Consider the following 16,071-nt stretch of genomic DNA (forward strand, 5'->3'; position numbering starts at 1 on the left):
GTTTCGGCCGCGAGCCGCGGGGGTGAACAGAATGAACGCAACCGTGCCCTGCGCTGAGACGGGCGTCACATTGTCGGCATGGACACCACCACCACCACATCCACCCCCGACGCCGCCCGGCCCGCCCGCCGGGACCGGACCCGGTACCTCTACCTGGCGGTCATCGTGGCCGTCCTCGCCGGCATCGCGGTCGGCCTCGCCGCGCCCGAGGTCGGCAAGGAGCTCAAGCCACTGGGCACCGGCTTCGTGAACCTGATCAAGATGATGATCAGCCCGGTCATCTTCTGCACGATCGTCCTCGGCGTCGGGTCCGTCCGGCAGGCGGCCCGGGTCGGCAAGGTCGGCGGGCTCGCGCTCGGCTACTTCCTGCTCATGTCGACGGTGGCGCTGGCCATCGGCCTCGTGGTCGGCAACATCGTGCATCCGGGCTCGGGCCTGAACCTCGGCCCGGAGGTGGCCGACGCGGGCAAGTCCGCCGCCGGCGGCGAGAGCGGCGACACCGTCGAGTTCCTGCTCGGCGTCATCCCGACCTCGCTGTTCTCCGCGCTGACCGAGGGCTCGGTGCTCCAGACCCTGCTCGTGGCCCTGCTGGTCGGCTTCGCCGTCCAGGCCATGGGCCGGCGCGGTGAGCCGGTGCTGCGCGCCGTGGAGGTGATCCAGCGCCTCGTCTTCAAGGTGCTGGCGATGATCATGTGGGTGGCTCCGATCGGCGCCTTCGGCGCGATCGCCGCGGTGGTCGGCGCGACCGGCGTGGACGCCCTGACCAGCCTGGCCCAGATCATGCTCGGCTTCTACGCCACCTGCCTGATCTTCGTGATCGTGGTGCTCGGCACCCTGCTGCGGCTGGTGTCCGGTGTCTCGATCTTCTCCCTGCTGCGTTACCTGGGCCGGGAGTTCCTGCTGATCCTGTCCACCTCGTCGTCGGAGTCGGCGCTGCCCCGGCTGATCGCCAAGATGGAGCACTTCGGCGTCAGCAAGCCGGTCGTCGGCATCACCGTGCCGACCGGCTACTCCTTCAACCTCGACGGCACCGCCATCTACCTGACGATGGCCGCGCTGTTCATCGCCGACGCGCTGGGCAAGCCCATGGCGATCGGCGAGCAGATCGGCCTGCTGGCCTTCATGATCATCGCCTCGAAGGGCGCGGCCGGCGTGACCGGCGCCGGCCTGGCCACCCTGGCCGGCGGCCTCCAGTCGCACCGCCCGGACCTGGTCGACGGCGTCGGGTTGATCGTCGGCATCGACCGGTTCATGTCCGAGGCCCGGGCGCTGACCAACTTCGCCGGCAACGCGGTGGCCACCGTGCTGGTCGGCACCTGGACCGGCGAGTTCGACCGGGCGCAGGCCCGCGCCGTGCTCAGCGGGCAGCGCCCGTTCGACGAGGCCACCATGCTCGACGACGAGGCGGCTGACGACGCCCCCGAGCCGGTCCCGGCGCCGCGACCGGCCACCCCGGCCGACGCACCGGCCTGACCCGACCGCCGAGCCCGGCCCGCCGGACCCCCCGTCGGGCGGGCCCGGTCGGCGGGCGCGGCGGGCCCGGACCGACGTGACCTGGACCGGCGTGACCTGGACCGGCGTGACCCGGGCCGGCGTGACCCGGGCCGGCGTGACCCGGGCCGGCGTGACCCGGGCCAGAGTGACCCGGACCCGGCATGGTCGGCGAGGTCGGGCCGGCATGGCGGCGGGCCGGACCGGCGTGTCGGCGGGGACCACGAGGCGGGGATTGGCCGTCCCGGTGGCCGGCGGTGATCGTTAGCGTCGGTGGCATGGATGTGGAGCAGGCGCAGAAGCTGTGGCAGCCGGAGCCCGGTTGGCTGAACACCGCCAGTTACGGGCTGCCGCCCGAGCCGGCCTGGCAGGCGTTGCAGGACGCCCTGGCCGACTGGCGGGTGGGCCGGATCTCCTGGGAGGGCTGGGGTGTCGCCGCCGAGCGGGCCCGCGCCGCGTTCGCCCGGCTGGTCGGTGTGGCCCCGACGGACGTGACCATCGGCAGCACGGCCTCGCAACTGCTCGCGCCGGTGGCCGCCGCGCTGCCGGCCGGCGCCACGGTGGTCGCCCCGGAGGTGGAGTTCACCTCCAACCTGTTCCCGTGGCTGGTGCAGCAGGAGCGGGGTGTCCGGGTCCGGACCGTGCCGCTCGCCGGCCTGGTCGACGCGATCGACAGCGACACCGACCTGGTCGCGTTCAGCCTCGTGCAGTCCGCCGACGGCGCCGTGGCCCCGTACGAGACGATCGTCGCGGCGGCCCGGGCGCACGGCGCCCTCGTCGCGGTCGACGCCACCCAGGCCGCCGGGTGGCTGCCGTTCGACGCGGGGCTGGCCGACGTGGTGGCGGTGGCCGCGTACAAGTGGTTGATGGCGCCGCGCGGCGCGGCCTTCGGCTACCTGGCCCCGGCGCTGCGGGAGCGGCTGCGGCCCGACGCCGCCGGCTGGTACGCGGGCGCCGACCCGCACTCCTCCTACTACGGCCCCCCGCTGCGGCTGGCCGACGACGCGCGGCGCTTCGACATCTCGCCGGCCTGGTTCAGCTACGTGGGCGCGGCCCCCGCCCTGGAACTGCTCGCCGAGATCGGGTTGCCCGCCGTGCACGCCCACGACGTGGCGCTGGCCAACCGGTTCCTGGCCGGGCTGGGCCGCCCGCCCGGCGACAGCGCGATCGTCGCCGTCGAGGTGCCGGGCGCGCAGGAGAAACTGGCCCGGGCCGGGGTGCGGGCGGCGGTCCGCGCCGGGCGGGTCCGGGCCGCGTTCCACCTCTACACCACCGAGGAGGACGTCGACCTGGCCCTGACGGCGCTGACCGGCTGAGGCGAGGTGGCGGTGGCTCCCGCCCCGGGACCGGGCGGGAGCCACCGCCGGCTCAGGCCAGGTGGCCGCCGATCTTCGTGTAGCCGCGCAGCAGGTCCCGGGAGATGATGAGCCGCTGCATCTCGTCGGTGCCCTCGAAGATCCGGTACAGCCGGACCTGGCGGTACCAGCGCTCGATCGGCAGCTCCCGGGTGTAGCCCATGCCGCCGTGGATCTGGAGCACCCGGTCGACCACCCGGTTGACCATGCCGGCGCCGTAGAGCTTGCCCATCGACGAGGCGTGCCGGGGGTCAAGGCCCTGGTCGACCGTCCACGCCGACCTGAGCACCAGCCACCGGGCCGCCTCCAGCTCGGTCTCCGAGTCGGCGATCATCCACTGGATCGCCTGGTTGGTGCCGATCTTCGCGCCGAAGGTCTCCCGGGTGTTGGCGTGGTCGATCGCCATCTGCAGGGCCCGCTCGGCGATGCCGATGGCGTGCGACGGGATGGTGTAGCGGCCCTTGCCGATCCACTCCATGCCGAGCGTGAAGCCCTGGCCGACCTCGCCGAGGATGTTGCGGTGCGGCACGCGTACGCCGTCGAAGATCAGCGACGCCGGCCCGCCCTCGCCCATGGTCTGGATGAACTCCGACCGCCAGCCCATCGCCCGGTCCACCAGGAACGCGGTCGCGCCGCCGTTGCGGGCGCCCTTCGCCGGGTCGGTCACCGCCACCACGATGGCGAAGTCGGCGTCGTTGCCGTTGGTGATGAACGTCTTCTCGCCGTCGAGGACCCAGTCGTCGCCGTCCCGGCGGGCGCGCAGCTTGATGTTCGCCGCGTCCGAGCCGGCGCCCGGCTCGGTGATCGCGAAGCAGGAGATCCGTTCCCCCTCGATGGTGGGGAGGAGGAACTCCCGCTTCTGCTCCTCGCTGGCGTGGAACAGGATGTTGTCCGCCTCGCCGCCGAAGCGGAACGGCACGAAGGAGCGGCCCAGCTCGGTCCAGATCAGCGACTGGAGCACCGCGGGCAGGTCCATCCCGCCGTACTCCTCGGGGGTGGCCAGGCCCCAGAAGCCGAACTTCTTCGCCTTGAGCTGCAACTCGCGCAGCTCGGAGCGGTCCAGGCCGGGCTGGTGGGCGCGCTCGCGGCGCAGCACCTCCTGCTCCAGCGGCAGCACGTCGCGGGTGACGAAGGCGCGCACGGTGTCCCGGACGGCCCGTTCCTCGTCGGACAGTGCGAAGTCCACGATGCTCCCTCGGTCGGCGTGGCGACGGTCCGCCGCGGGCGGCGGCGGTCGCTCTTAAACTAGCGGTGTAAGTTTTCATCCGTCCAGACCCCTCTTCCCGCCGTCGCGGTGAGGCTCCGCGGCCCTGCCCCGGTTAGGGTGCGTGAGCAGGTGTTCCGACGGGGGAGGCGGCGTGGCGGGATTCGACCGGCGAGGGGCGCGCGGCGGAGGCGACGGCCCGGCGTGGGCGGCCTGAGGTGCCCCGTCCCCGCCAGGCCCTGCTCAGCCGGGACCGGATCGTCGAGACCGCGCTCGCGCTGATCGACGCCGACGGCCTCGGCGCGCTCTCCACCCGCCGGCTGGCCGCCGCGCTCAACGTGCAGGGCCCCTCGCTCTACAACCACTTCGCCACCAAGGACGAGATCCTCGACGCGGTGGCCGACAGCGTCACGGCGTCCGTCGACGTCACCGTCTTCGACCGGTACGACTGGGTCGAGGCGTTACGCCGCTGGGCCCGGTCCTACCGGCAGGCCCTGGCCGTCCACCCGAACATCGTCCCCTATCTGGCGCAGGGGCCGGGTCGCCGGCCGGCCGCGCTGGCCATGGCCGACGCCGTCTACGGCGGCCTGGTCCGGGCGGGCTGGCCGCCGGCCCGGGCCACCCACATCGGGGCCGCGATGCGCTACTTCGTGGCCGGCTCGGCGCTCGGCTCGTTCGCCCGCGGCTTCGTCGAGGACCCGGAGCTGTACGCGGCCCACCCGCACCTCAACCAGGCGCACCGGCTGCGCGGCCACCAGCGCAGCGTCGACGAGGGCGCGTTCATCCTCGGCCTCGACGCGTTGCTGCACGGCCTCGCCGCCGAGTACGCCCGGACCGTGACCCCCCTGGAACCCGGAACCGGTCCGGGGTAGCGTCAAAACTCCCACTGCTAGTTTCCCGCCCCCGAAGGGACGCCATGGATCTCGCCGACGCGCCCCCCGCCCTGCTGGTCCGCCGCCATCTGCACGTCGCCGGTGACTGGGTCGACCCGGCGGACGGCGGGACCATCCCGGTGGAGAACCCGGCCACCGGCGACGTCGTCGGGCAGGTCCCCGCCGGCACCCCGGCCGACGTCGACCGCGCCGTGGCCGCCGCCCGGGCCGCGTTCCCCGGGTGGGCCGCCACCGCCCCCGCCGAGCGGGCCGCCCACCTCGACCGGCTGCACACCGCGCTCGCCGCCCGCGCCGACGACATCGCCCGCACCGTCGCCCTCGAACTGGGCACGCCGCTCAAGCTCGCCACCCGGGTGCAGGCCGGCCTGCCGCTGACCGTGCTGCGCGGCATGGTCGACCTGGCCGGCCGACCGCCGGCCGAGCGGACCGTCGGCAACTCCCTCGTGGTCCGCGAGCCGGTCGGTGTGGTCGGCGCGATCACCCCGTGGAACTATCCGCTGCACCAGGTGGTCGCCAAGGTGGCGCCGGCCCTCGCCGCCGGCTGCACGGTGGTGCTCAAGCCCAGCGAGCTGACCCCGCTCACCGCGTACCTGCTGTTCGACGCGGTCGCCGAGGCCGGGCTGCCACCCGGGGTGGTCAACCTGGTGCCGGGCACCGGGCCGGTGGTCGGCGAGGCCCTGGCCGCCCACCCCGACGTCGACCTGGTCTCGTTCACCGGCTCCACGGCCACCGGCCGGCGGATCGCCCACCTGGCCGCCGACCGGATCGCCCGGGTCGCCCTCGAACTCGGCGGCAAGTCCGCCAACGTGATCCTCGCCGACGCCGACCTGCCCACCGCCGTGAAGGTCGGTGTCGGCAACGCCCTGCTCAACTCGGGCCAGACCTGCACCGCCTGGACCCGCATGCTGGTCCACCGCGATCGCTACGCCGAGGCGCTGGACCTGCTGGCGGCGGCCGTGGCCGGATACCGGCTGGGCGACCCGTTCGACCCGGCCACCCGGCTCGGCCCGCTGGTCTCCGCCGCCCAGGCCGAGCGGGTACGCGGGCACGTCGACCGGGCCCTCGCCGACGGCGCCCGGCTCGTCGCCGGCGGCCCGGACGCGCCGCTGCCGCCGCGCGGGCACTTCGTCGCGCCCACCGTCTTCGCCGACGTGGACCCGGACAGCGCGCTCGCCCAGGAGGAGGTCTTCGGCCCGGTGCTCGCGGTCATCCCGTTCGCCGACACCGACGAGGCGGTCGCCATCGCCAACAACTCCCGGTACGGGCTGGCCGGCGCGGTCTGGTCCGCCGACGAGGAGGCGGCGCTCGGCGTGGCCCGGCGGCTGCGCACCGGCCAGGTGGACGTCAACGGCGGCGCGTTCAACCCGCTCGCCCCGTTCGGCGGCTACAAGCAGTCCGGCCTCGGCCGCGAGCTGGGTGGCTACGGCATCGAGGAGTTCACCGAGCTGAAGGCGATCCAGCGGTGAGGGCGCTCGTGGTCCGCGGCCGGGGCGCCACCCCGGCCGTCGAGGAGGTACGCCTGCCCGACCCCGGCCCCGGCGAGCTGCGGGTCCGCATCCGGGCCGCCGGCATCTGCCACTCCGACCTGGCCATGGTGGACGGCACGGTGGCGCCCGCGTACCCGCTGGTGCTCGGGCACGAGGCGACCGGCGTGGTGGCCGAGGCCGGCCCCGGCACCCGGCTGGCCGTGGGCACGCCCGTGGTGCTCAACTGGGCCCCCGCCTGCCGCGCCTGCTGGCACTGCCGGCACGGCGAGCCCTGGCTCTGCACCGCCAACACCGGGGCCTCGGTGGCCCGGGGCGAGACCGCCGACGGCGGCCCGCTCCACGTCACCCTGGGGCTCGGCGCGCTCGCCGAGGAGGTGGTGGTGCCCGAGCGGGCCGCCATCGCGGTCCCGGCCGGCCTGCCGCCGGAGCAGGCCGCGCTGCTCGGCTGCGCCGTGCTCACCGGCACCGGCGCCGTCCGCAACACCGCCCGGGTCGCCCCCGGCGAGTCGGTCGCGGTGATCGGCCTCGGCGGGGTCGGCCTGGCCGTGCTCACCGCCGCCAGGCAGGCGGGCGCGGGCCCGATCCTCGCCGTCGACGTGGCCGAGGCGAAGCGGGATCTCGCCCTCGCCGCGGGCGCCACCGACTTCCTCCGCTCCGACGACACCCTCGCCAAGGAGGTCCGGGCGCGCACCGAGGGGAGGGGCGTCGACCACGCCTTCGAGTGCGTCGGCCGGTCCGTCACCATCCGGGCCGCCTGGCGGTCGACCCGGCGCGGGGGAGCGGTTACCGTGGTCGGCATGGGCGGCAAGGACGACCTGCTCAGCCTGTCGTCGTTGGACATCTTCCACTCGGCCCGCACCCTGCGCTCCTCGGTCTACGGCTCCTCCGACCCGGACCGGGAGGTGCCGGAGCTGGCCGGTGCGCTCGCCGGCGGCACCCTGGACCTGGCTCCGCTGGTCAGCGGCGCCATCGGGCTGGAGGAGGCGCCCGCGGCGCTGGACCGGCTGGCCCGGGGCGAGGGCGCCCGCTGGGTGGTCACCTTCCCGGACTGACGCCGTCGCCCCCGATCAGCGCGGCGAAGCCGTCGAGCAGCCGGCGCAGGCCGAAGTCGAAGACCGTCTCCAGGTCCAGCTCGACGCCGCCACTGGTCAGGGCGTCCATGGTGGCCAGCCCGCCACCGGCCATCACCTGCTGGAACATGGCCTGCTGCCGGTCGACCCACTGGTCGTGGGTGAGGCCGGTGTCCTGCACCGCCTGCGCGCCCATCTCCAGGTTGGTCGCGATGCCCTTCACGTAGGCCATCAGGGTGATCGCCACGTGCCAGCGCACCTGCCGGTCCAGGCCCAGCCCGGTGGTGGCCCGCAGGGCCATGTCGGTGTGCGCCATGCCGTGCGGCAGCGGCTGCGGCCGGGCGATCGAGATGACGTGCGGCACCCAGGGGTGCCGCCGGTAGACGGCCCACTGCGCCCGGGCGAGCAGATCCAGCCGGGCGCGCCAGCCCGCCGGCTCGGTGGCCGGCAGCGGGGCGTCGGCCAGCACCGCGTCGGCCATCGCCAGGATCAGCTCGTCGCGGCCGCGCACGTGCCGGTAGAGCGACATGGTGGCCACGCCCAGCTCGGCGGCGATCTGGCGCATGGACACCGCGGCCAGGCCGCCCTCGTCCGCCAGCGCGACCGCCGTGCGCAGCACCCGCTCCCGGCTCAACTCCGGCTCCGCCCGCCCCGACTCCCGCCGTGGCTCCGCGACGACGGTGCCGGCGCCCGGCCGGGTCAGCACCAGCCCCTCGGCGCGGAGCAGGGCGAGCACCCGGGTCGCGGTGGCGATGGCCACCCCGTGCTCGCGGGTGAGCTGGCGGGTCGAGGGCACCCGGTCGCCGGGCCGCAGCTCGCCCAGGTCGATGCGGCGGCGGATCTCCGCCGCGATCCGCCGGTACGGCGGCTCCTGGCCCTGACCGTGCTGCGACATGCCGGCAGCGTACTAGTACACCCGCCCGGCGGGATGCCCCGGAACGGGCAGCGTACTAGGTCACGGGAAGCGCCTGAGGCGCCCGGACCCTAGCGTCCTACCCGCACCTGATGGACGGTGTACGCGCGATCTCAGGAGAACACCATGAACGACAAAACCGTGCTCATCTCCGGCGCCGGCGTGGCCGGCCCGGCCCTCGCCTTCTGGCTGCGCCGGCACGGCTTCGCCGTGACCGTGGTGGAACAGGCCCCCGGGCTGCGTCCCGGCGGGCAGGCGGTCGACGTGCGGGGGACCGCCCGCGAGGTGGTCGACCGGATGGGGCTGACCGCCCGGATCCGGGCCGAGACCGTCCGGGAGCAGGGCATGGCGTACGTCGACGAGCGGGGGAAGACGCGCGCCCGGCTGCCGGTGCACGCCTTCGGCGGGGAGGGCATCGTCGCCGACATCGAAATCGAGCGCGGCGACCTGGCCCGGCTGCTCCACGAGGCGACCCGCGACGACGTCGAGTACGTCTTCGACGACTCGATCGAGACGCTGGACCAGACCGGGGACGGGGTGCGGCTCACCTTCGCCCGCTCCGCCCCGCGCACCGTCGACCTGGTGGTCGGCGCGGACGGCTCGCACTCCCGCACCCGGGCGCTCGCGTTCGGCCCCGAGTCGGCGTACGTCCGGCCGCTCGGCGCGTACCTGGCCTACTTCTCCACCCCGTACCGGGACGAGACCGGGTGGTTCCTGCTGCACAACGCTCCGGGCGGCCGGGTCGTCGGCACCCGCCCGACCCGGGACGGCCGGACCGCCGCGTTCTTCAGCTTCCGCTCCGGCGAACTCGACGTGGACCGGCGGGACCCGGCCGCCCAGCAACGGCTGCTCGCCGAGCGCTTCGCCGACGTCGGGTGGCGCGCCGCCGACCTGCTGGCCGCCGCCCCGGCCGCCGGCGACTTCTACTTCGACCGGTACGGCCAGGTGCGGATGGACTCGTGGAGCGCCGGGCGGGTGGCGCTGCTCGGCGACGCCGCCTGGTGCCCGTCCCCGCTCACCGGGCAGGGCACCAGCCTCGCGCTGGTCGGCGCGTACCTGCTGGCCGGCGAGCTGGCGGCGGGGCGGGGCGACCACGCGGTGGCCTACCGCCGCTACGAGGAGCTGCTGCGCCCGCACGTGACGCGCAGCCAGGAGATCCCGGGCGGCGGCATCTCCGGTTTCCTGCCGGCCAGCCGCGCCGCGATCCGGATGCGCGACGCGTCGATGCGGGCCATGACCTCCCGCCCGCTGCGCGGGCTCGCCACCCGGCTCTTCTTCAGCAAGGCCGACGGGATCGACCTGCCGGAGTACGCGGCCGCCCGGTGACGGTGGCGCCACCACATGTCGACGCCCGCCGATCAGTCGCGATCTCGGCGGACGGGCCCGCCCCCTATGGGGAGCGGGCCCGTCCCATCGGGGGTGAATGTGTGGAGGATCGACATGGCTCGACTCCGCCGGCGCGCCGTAGGTTTCCTGCACGCGACGGCCCTGTGACCCCGGTCACCGACCTGGCCGCCGCGGATGTGGACCTGCGGAGGGTGAGGCGATGGCCGGCCAAGCGATCCTGTCGGCCCGTGGGCTGACCCGGGACTTCCGGGGCTTCCGGGCGGTCGACGGGGTCGACCTCGACGTGGCGCCGGAGACCGTGCACGCCCTCGTGGGGCCGAACGGCGCCGGCAAGACCACTCTGTTCAACCTGCTCACCGGCTTCCTGCCGCCCAGTGCCGGGCGGATCGAGCTGGCCGGGCGGGACGTCACCGGCCTGCCCCCGGAACGGGTCGCCCGGCTCGGCGTGGCCCGCTCCTTCCAGATCACCAGCCTCTTCCCCCAGCTCGGCGCGCGGGAGCACGTCGAGCTGGCCCTCCAGGCGCCCAGCGGGCTGGGCTGGCGGTTCTGGCGTTCGGCGAAGCTGATGCGTCGCTACCGGGACCGGGCCGACGAGCTGCTCGCCATGGTCGGTCTCGCCGAGCTGGCCGAGGCCCCGGCCGAGGCCCTCGCGTACGGGCGCAAGCGCGCCCTGGAGCTGGCCATCGCGCTCGCCCTCGACCCGAAGGTGCTGCTGCTCGACGAGCCCACCGCCGGGATGGGGCTGGAGGACGTGGACCGCACCGTCGACCTGATCGCCCGGGTCCGCGCGGGCCGGACCGTGGTCATGGTCGAGCACAACATGAGCGTGGTGGGCCGGCTCGCCGACACGGTCACCGTCCTGCAGGCCGGCAAGGTCCTGGTCGAGGGGCCCTACGAGCAGGTCCGCGCCGACGAGCGGGTCATCACCGCCTACCTGGGAGCCGCCGATGCTGCGCATTGAGAACCTCTCCGCCTGGTACGGCGAGGCCCAGGTGCTGCGGGAGGTGAGCCTGGAGGTGGCCGCCGGCGAGGTGGTCACCCTGGTCGGGCGCAACGGCGCCGGCAAGTCCACGCTGCTGCGCTCCGTCATGGGGCTGCACCCCGGCCAGCGCGGCACGATCAGCTTCGCCGACCGGGACGTCACGAAGCTGCCCGCGTACAAGCGGGCGCGGCTCGGGCTCGGCTGGGTCCCCGACGACCGCGGCGCGTACGCCACCCTGACCGTCACCGAGAACCTGACGCTGCCGCCCCGGGTCGGCCCCGACCCGTGGCCGCTCGAACGGGTCTACGAGGCGTTCCCCGCCCTGTACACCCGCCGGGACTCGGCGGCCACCATGCTCTCCGGCGGCGAGCAGCAGATGCTCGCCCTCGCCCGGGTGCTGCGCATGGGCGCCCGGCTGCTGCTCTGCGACGAGCCCACCGAGGGCCTGTCCCCGCTGCTCGTGCAGCAGGTCGGCGACCTGCTGCGCGAGGCCAAGAAGCACGGCGTGACCGTGCTGCTGGTCGAGCAGAACCTGCACTTCGCCACCGGCGTCGCCGACCGGCACTACCTGCTGGCCGAGGGGCGGATAGCGGAGGCGATGGACAACTCCGAGGTGCGCTCGCGGGAACGCGAGCTGCTGGCGTACCTCGGCATCTGAAACGACGGCTGACCCGCGTGGACCGCGCGGTACGAAGGGATTTTGGACATGCGTAGAAGCGTGGGTGTGGCCGCCGCGTCGGCGGCGGCGATGGTGCTGGTCGCCGGCTGCGGCGGCGGTGGTCCGGCGTCCGGCGGCGACTCGAAGCTGACCGGCGACAAGATCGTGCTGGGGGTGCTCAACGACCAGTCCGGGGCCTACTCGGAGCTGTCCGGGAAGAACTCGGTCAAGGCCGTGGAGATGGCCATCGCCGACTTCAAGGCCAAGTACGGCGACAAGGCCGTCACCAAGAACATCAGCGTGGAGACCGCCGACCACCAGAACAAGCCGGACGTGGCCAACAGCAAGGCCCAGGAGATGTACGACCGCAAGGGCGTCGACGCGATCCTCGACGTGCCGACCTCCTCGGCCGCCCTCAAGGTCGCCGACGTGGCCAAGGAGAAGAAGAAGCTCTACTTCAACATCGGCGCGGCGACCACCGACCTCACCGGCAAGAGCTGCAACAAGTACACGTTCCACTACGCCTACGACACCTACATGCTGGCCCACGGCACGGGCACGGTGACCACCGAGCAGGTCGGCAAGAACTGGTACATCCTCTACCCGAACTACGCGTTCGGGCAGGACATGGAGAAGAGCTTCTCCGCCGCCATCACCGCCGCCGGCGGGCAGGTCGTCGGCAAGGACGGGGCGCCGTTCCCGAACACCAGCGGCGACTACTCCTCGTTCCTGCTCAAGGCCCCCACGCTGAACCCGAAGCCGCAGGTGCTCGGCACCATGCAGGCCGGCGCCGAGCTGGTCAACGTGGTGAAGCAGTACAACGAGTTCAAGCTGCGGGACAAGGGCGTCGGGCTGGCCGTCGGCCTCATGTTCATCACCGACATCCACTCGCTCACCCCGGCCGCGCTCGCCGGCACCACCTACACCGACGCCTGGTACTGGAACTTCGACCAGCAGAACCGGGAGTGGGCCGACAAGTTCCAGAAGGAGACGGGCACCCGGCCGTCCTTCGCCCACGCGGCCAACTACTCCGCGGCCATGCAGTACCTGGAGGCCGTGCAGGCCGCCGGCACCGACGACGCGGACACCGTGGTCAAGGGCCTGGAGGGCAAGGAGGTCAACGACCTCTTCCTGCGCAACGGCAAGATCCGCGCCGAGGACCACCGGGTCATCCACGACGCCTACCTGGCCCAGGTGAAGCCGCAGGCCGAGGTGGGCGAGCCGTGGGACTACGTGAAGATCCTCAAGACCATCCCGGCGGCCGAGGCGTTCCGTACGCCGTCCGCCGACTGCAAGATGTGACGAGCTGATGTCGGGTTTCCTGCAGAACACGTTCAACGGGCTGGTGGGCGGGGCGTTCTACGCCCTGCTCGCCCTCGGGCTCGCGGTCATCTTCGGCATGCTCCGGGTGGTGAACTTCGCCCACGGCGCCTTCTACATGCTCGGCGCCTTCGGGGCGTACGTGCTGCTCGCCGAGGCGGGTGTGCCGTTCTGGGCCGCGCTGGTGATCATGCCGCTGGCGCTGGGCCTGCTCGGCATGGTGCTGGAGCGGGCGGTGATCCACCGGCTGACCCGGCTCGATCCGCTCTACAACTTCCTGCTCACCTTCGGCCTCACGCTGATCCTGCAGGACCTGGTGAAGTCCCGGTACGGCGTGCAGTCCAGCCCGTACGCCACCCCGACCGAGCTGAGCGGGACGGTCGACTTCGGACTGTTCGAATTCCCCACCTACCGGGTCTTCATCCTCGGCTTCACCGTGCTGCTCTGCGCCGCGGTCTGGTGGGTGCTCGGTCGCACCCGGGTCGGCATGGTGGTCCGGGCCGCCACCGAACGCCCGGAGCTGACCCGGGCCTTCGGCATCGACGTGGGGAAGTGGGTCACCCCGGTGTTCGGCTTCGGCATCGCCCTGGCCGGGCTGGCCGGCGTGCTCGCCGCCCCGATGCGGGCGGTGAATCCGCTCATGGGTGCCGACCTGATCATCGTGGTCTTCGCCGTGGTGGTGATCGGCGGGCTTGGTTCGATCTTCGGTTCGGTCGCCGCCGGCTTCGGCATCGGCCTGATCCAGGCCTGGGGCGAGGCGTACCTGTCGGACTTCCCGATCGTGTCGCAGACCGTCGTGTTCGTGGTGATGGCCGCGGTGCTGCTCTGGCGGCCGGCCGGCCTGTTCGGCCGTGAGGAGGCACCGGCATGACGAGCGCTGTCGACACCCCCGCCGAGGAGTCGGCCCGGCCCGCCCCGCCGTCCGGGCTGCTCACCGTCGCCCGGGCGCCCGGCTGGGTCCGGTACGCGCTGCTCGGCGCCGGCCTGGCCGTGGCCCTTTGGCTGCCGAACGGGCTCTACCCGGCCGTGGCCGTGGACATCCTCTGCTGGGCGCTGTTCGCCGTCTCGGTGGACCTGCTGCTCGGCTTCACCGGGCTGATGTCCTTCGGGCACGCCGCGTTCTGGGGCACCTCGGCGTACGTGACGGGCCTGGTCGCGATCCACGCCGGCCTGCCCTTCCCGGCGGCCGTGCTGGCCGGCGCTCTGGCCGCGGCGCTGCTCGCGCTGCCGATCGGCTATCTCGCGGTCAAGCGCACCGGCATCTACTTCGCCATGGTGACCCTCGCGTTCGCGCAGATGGTCTACTACGTGGCCAACGAGTGGCGGTCGGTCACCCAGGGCGAGAACGGCCTCCAGGGCGTGCCCCGGGAGTTCTTCGGCGCGGACCTCTCCGACGACTACTACTTCTACTACGCGATCCTGCCGATCGTGCTGCTCGGCCTGCTCGCCGCCTGGCGGATCGTGCACTCGCCGTTCGGCCGGGTGCTGGTCGGCATCCGGGACAACCCTTCCCGGGCCCGCGCGCTCGGCTACCCGGTGCACCGCTACAAGCTGACCGCGTTCGTCCTGTCCGGCTTCCTGGCCGGGCTCGGCGGCGGGCTCTTCGCGGTCGGCCACCGGTTCGTCTCGCTGGACGTGCTGCACTGGACCACCTCCGGCAAGGCGGTCATCGTGGTGGTGCTCGGGGGCATCGGCACCCTCTGGGGCGGCGTGCTCGGGGCGGCCCTGGTGGTCCGGCTGGAGGACTGGCTGTCGTTCTCCGGCTTCGAAGCCATCGGCCTGGTCACCGGCGGGATCTTTGTGCTGGTCGTGCTGCTGTTCCGGCGTGGTGTCTGGGGCACTAGCGCCCACCTTGTCCGGCGCTGGTCCGCGGCTCGACGGAGCCGGTCCGGCCGACCGTGACACCGGGTGGTCGATCGACGACTGTCAGCGACGTGGGGTGCCGGACGGCGGTACCCCACGTCGCCCGGCCTGGGCTAGGATCCAACCCACTATGATCATCCAGCGTATCCGCGGGCTCGTCACCGAGACCCCGCCCGAGCGGCCGGCGCCACCGCGGGCCACCCTCCCGGCCTGGCTGCTCTTCCCGGGCCTCGTGGCCCTGGCGGGCTCCCTCGCGGCATACGTCAGCTTCGTCCGGGATCATCCGCTGCGGGCCACCGACTTCAAGATGTACCTCGGCGCCGCGCACGCGTTCCTGGACGGCGAGCCGGTCTACCAGCTCGGCTACACCTCGCTGGGGCTGCCCTACACCTACCCGCCGGTCACGCTGCCGTTCATCACGCCGCTGACCTGGCTCGACCCTCGCACGTCCCTGCACGTCTGGGGCGCCCTGGGGCTGGTGGTGATGTTCGCCGCGCTGTACTTCACCACGGGAATGCTCGGCTACCGCGGCGTCCAGGGCCGGCTGGGTGTGGCCGCCGCGGCGCTCGCCCTGGTGGTCTGGACCGAGCCGCTGCAGCGCAACATCGACCTCGGTCAGATCAACATCTTCGTGCTGCTGCTGGTCGTGGCGGACCTCTCCCGGCCGGACCGCAGTCGCTTCAAGGGCATCGGCGTGGGTGCGGCCACCGCGCTCAAACTGCTTCCCGGCCTGTTCGTGGTCTACCTGCTGCTGACCCGCCGGATCCGGGCGGCCGTCGTGGCGGCGGCCACCTTCGCCGGGCTCACGGTGCTGGGCGCGATCATCCAGCCGGGTGGCTCGTACGACTACTGGCTCACCGGTCGGGCGTTCGACTCCAGCCGGGTGCTCATGACGCTGGGGCCGCGCTACGGCGGTAACCAGTCCCTGCAGGGAGCCATCGCCCGGCTGCTCAAGATCGAGGAGCCGAACAACGTCTGGTGGATGATCTCCGTCGTCGTCGTCACGGTGGCCGCCCTCGCCCTCGCCGTCGCCCTGCAGCGCCAGGGCGAGGAGACCATGGCGATGGTCGTGGTGGGCCTGGCGATGCTGGTCATCTCGCCGGTGAGCTGGTCGCACTACTGGCTCTGGATCGGCCCGATGGTGCTGGTGCTCGTCGACCTGGTGCGGCGTGCGGGCGGCGTGGCGCGCGTGATCGCCGGCGTGGTGGCGGTGGCCGCGGTGCTGCCGTTCCTCATGTGGCCGGGTCCGACCCGGACCGGAGAGGTCATCCCGCTCGGCCTGATCTGGAAGTCGGGTCGGCTGGAGGGCGCCGCGCAGGCACTGGCGCTTGACGCCTACACCGGCACCGCGCTGGTACTCTTCGCGCTCGCCGGGCTATGGCTGCTGTACCAGCGGCGCGCTGTCCGCCCGGCGCCGACCGCGCCGGAGCGCGTGCCGGTTTGACCCGGCCCGTCGGGCCGGCCGCCCCCAACCGCCCCGATCTCCAG

General features: G+C 73.4%; 14 protein-coding genes. 12 read left to right on the forward strand and 2 right to left on the reverse strand.

Annotated features, from left to right (window positions below; translation table 11 throughout):
• Positions 1-78 precede the first annotated feature (78 nt).
• Both ACQP12_RS10905 and ACQP12_RS10910 read left to right on the forward strand, forming a co-directional pair.
• A complete protein-coding gene (locus ACQP12_RS10905; RefSeq protein WP_433287155.1) occupies positions 79-1,473 on the forward strand; it encodes a cation:dicarboxylate symporter family transporter in 1,395 nt (464 codons plus the stop codon).
• A 296-nt stretch (positions 1,474-1,769) separates the two neighbouring features.
• Positions 1,770-2,807: an aminotransferase class V-fold PLP-dependent enzyme gene (locus ACQP12_RS10910; RefSeq protein ID WP_433287157.1), complete on the forward strand. Its 1,038-nt coding sequence runs from the start codon at positions 1,770-1,772 to the stop codon at positions 2,805-2,807.
• A 52-nt stretch (positions 2,808-2,859) separates the two neighbouring features.
• Here ACQP12_RS10910 and ACQP12_RS10915 read toward each other — a convergent pair whose 3' ends face one another.
• Positions 2,860-4,032 carry an acyl-CoA dehydrogenase family protein gene (locus tag ACQP12_RS10915; protein WP_433287159.1) on the reverse strand — a complete coding sequence of 391 codons (1,173 nt, stop codon included), beginning with the start codon at positions 4,030-4,032 and terminating at the stop codon, positions 2,860-2,862.
• Between the two features lie 236 nt (positions 4,033-4,268).
• On the opposite strand from ACQP12_RS10915, the gene ACQP12_RS10920 reads away from it, so the two are divergent.
• The 3 genes from ACQP12_RS10920 to ACQP12_RS10930 are packed head-to-tail and all read left to right on the forward strand — an operon-like array spanning position 4,269 to position 7,482.
• Positions 4,269-4,922 carry a TetR/AcrR family transcriptional regulator gene (locus ACQP12_RS10920; RefSeq protein WP_357946151.1) on the forward strand — a complete coding sequence of 218 codons (654 nt, stop codon included), beginning with the start codon at positions 4,269-4,271 and terminating at the stop codon, positions 4,920-4,922.
• A 44-nt stretch (positions 4,923-4,966) separates the two neighbouring features.
• Entirely contained in the window at positions 4,967-6,409 is a 1,443-nt protein-coding gene (locus ACQP12_RS10925) for an aldehyde dehydrogenase family protein (protein ID WP_433287161.1), read from the forward strand.
• Positions 6,406-7,482, forward strand: a complete 1,077-nt coding sequence (locus ACQP12_RS10930) for an alcohol dehydrogenase catalytic domain-containing protein (protein ID WP_433287163.1) — start codon at positions 6,406-6,408, stop codon at positions 7,480-7,482. Before ACQP12_RS10925 ends, ACQP12_RS10930 begins: the two co-directional genes overlap by 4 nt.
• On the opposite strand, the gene ACQP12_RS10935 is transcribed toward ACQP12_RS10930, so the two are convergent.
• Positions 7,466-8,395 (reverse strand): GntR family transcriptional regulator, encoded by a 930-nt coding sequence (locus ACQP12_RS10935; protein ID WP_433287165.1) that lies wholly within the window; start codon positions 8,393-8,395, stop codon positions 7,466-7,468. The genes ACQP12_RS10930 and ACQP12_RS10935 overlap by 17 nt on opposite strands.
• Positions 8,396-8,539: 144 nt before the next feature.
• Here ACQP12_RS10935 and ACQP12_RS10940 point away from each other — a divergent pair, with 144 nt between their 5' ends.
• The 7 genes from ACQP12_RS10940 to ACQP12_RS10970 all read left to right on the forward strand — a co-directional run bounded on the left by ACQP12_RS10940 (position 8,540) and on the right by ACQP12_RS10970 (position 16,027).
• The gene (locus tag ACQP12_RS10940; protein ID WP_433287167.1) at positions 8,540-9,739 is read left to right on the forward strand and encodes an FAD-dependent monooxygenase; all 1,200 of its coding nucleotides are present in this window, start codon (positions 8,540-8,542) and stop codon (positions 9,737-9,739) included.
• 220 nt (positions 9,740-9,959) lie between these two features.
• Complete coding sequence (locus ACQP12_RS10945; protein ID WP_262283812.1) at positions 9,960-10,721, forward strand: ABC transporter ATP-binding protein; 762 nt, start codon at positions 9,960-9,962, stop codon at positions 10,719-10,721.
• Positions 10,708-11,400, forward strand: a complete 693-nt coding sequence (locus ACQP12_RS10950) for an ABC transporter ATP-binding protein (protein WP_357946138.1) — start codon at positions 10,708-10,710, stop codon at positions 11,398-11,400. Before ACQP12_RS10945 ends, ACQP12_RS10950 begins: the two co-directional genes overlap by 14 nt.
• A 48-nt stretch (positions 11,401-11,448) precedes the next feature.
• Positions 11,449-12,702 (forward strand): ABC transporter substrate-binding protein, encoded by a 1,254-nt coding sequence (locus tag ACQP12_RS10955; protein WP_433287170.1) that lies wholly within the window; start codon positions 11,449-11,451, stop codon positions 12,700-12,702.
• A gap of 7 nt (positions 12,703-12,709) precedes the next feature.
• Positions 12,710-13,591: a branched-chain amino acid ABC transporter permease gene (locus ACQP12_RS10960; protein ID WP_357946134.1), complete on the forward strand. Its 882-nt coding sequence runs from the start codon at positions 12,710-12,712 to the stop codon at positions 13,589-13,591.
• Positions 13,588-14,622 carry a branched-chain amino acid ABC transporter permease gene (locus ACQP12_RS10965; RefSeq protein WP_433287173.1) on the forward strand — a complete coding sequence of 345 codons (1,035 nt, stop codon included), beginning with the start codon at positions 13,588-13,590 and terminating at the stop codon, positions 14,620-14,622. Before ACQP12_RS10960 ends, ACQP12_RS10965 begins: the two co-directional genes overlap by 4 nt.
• A gap of 91 nt (positions 14,623-14,713) precedes the next feature.
• The gene (locus ACQP12_RS10970) at positions 14,714-16,027 is read left to right on the forward strand and encodes a glycosyltransferase 87 family protein (RefSeq protein ID WP_433287175.1); all 1,314 of its coding nucleotides are present in this window, start codon (positions 14,714-14,716) and stop codon (positions 16,025-16,027) included.
• Positions 16,028-16,071: the final 44 nt, after the last annotated feature.

Origin of the sequence: Micromonospora sp. CA-244673, assembly GCF_050948395.1 — a bacterium.
Classification (GTDB): Bacteria; Actinomycetota; Actinomycetes; order Mycobacteriales; family Micromonosporaceae; genus Micromonospora.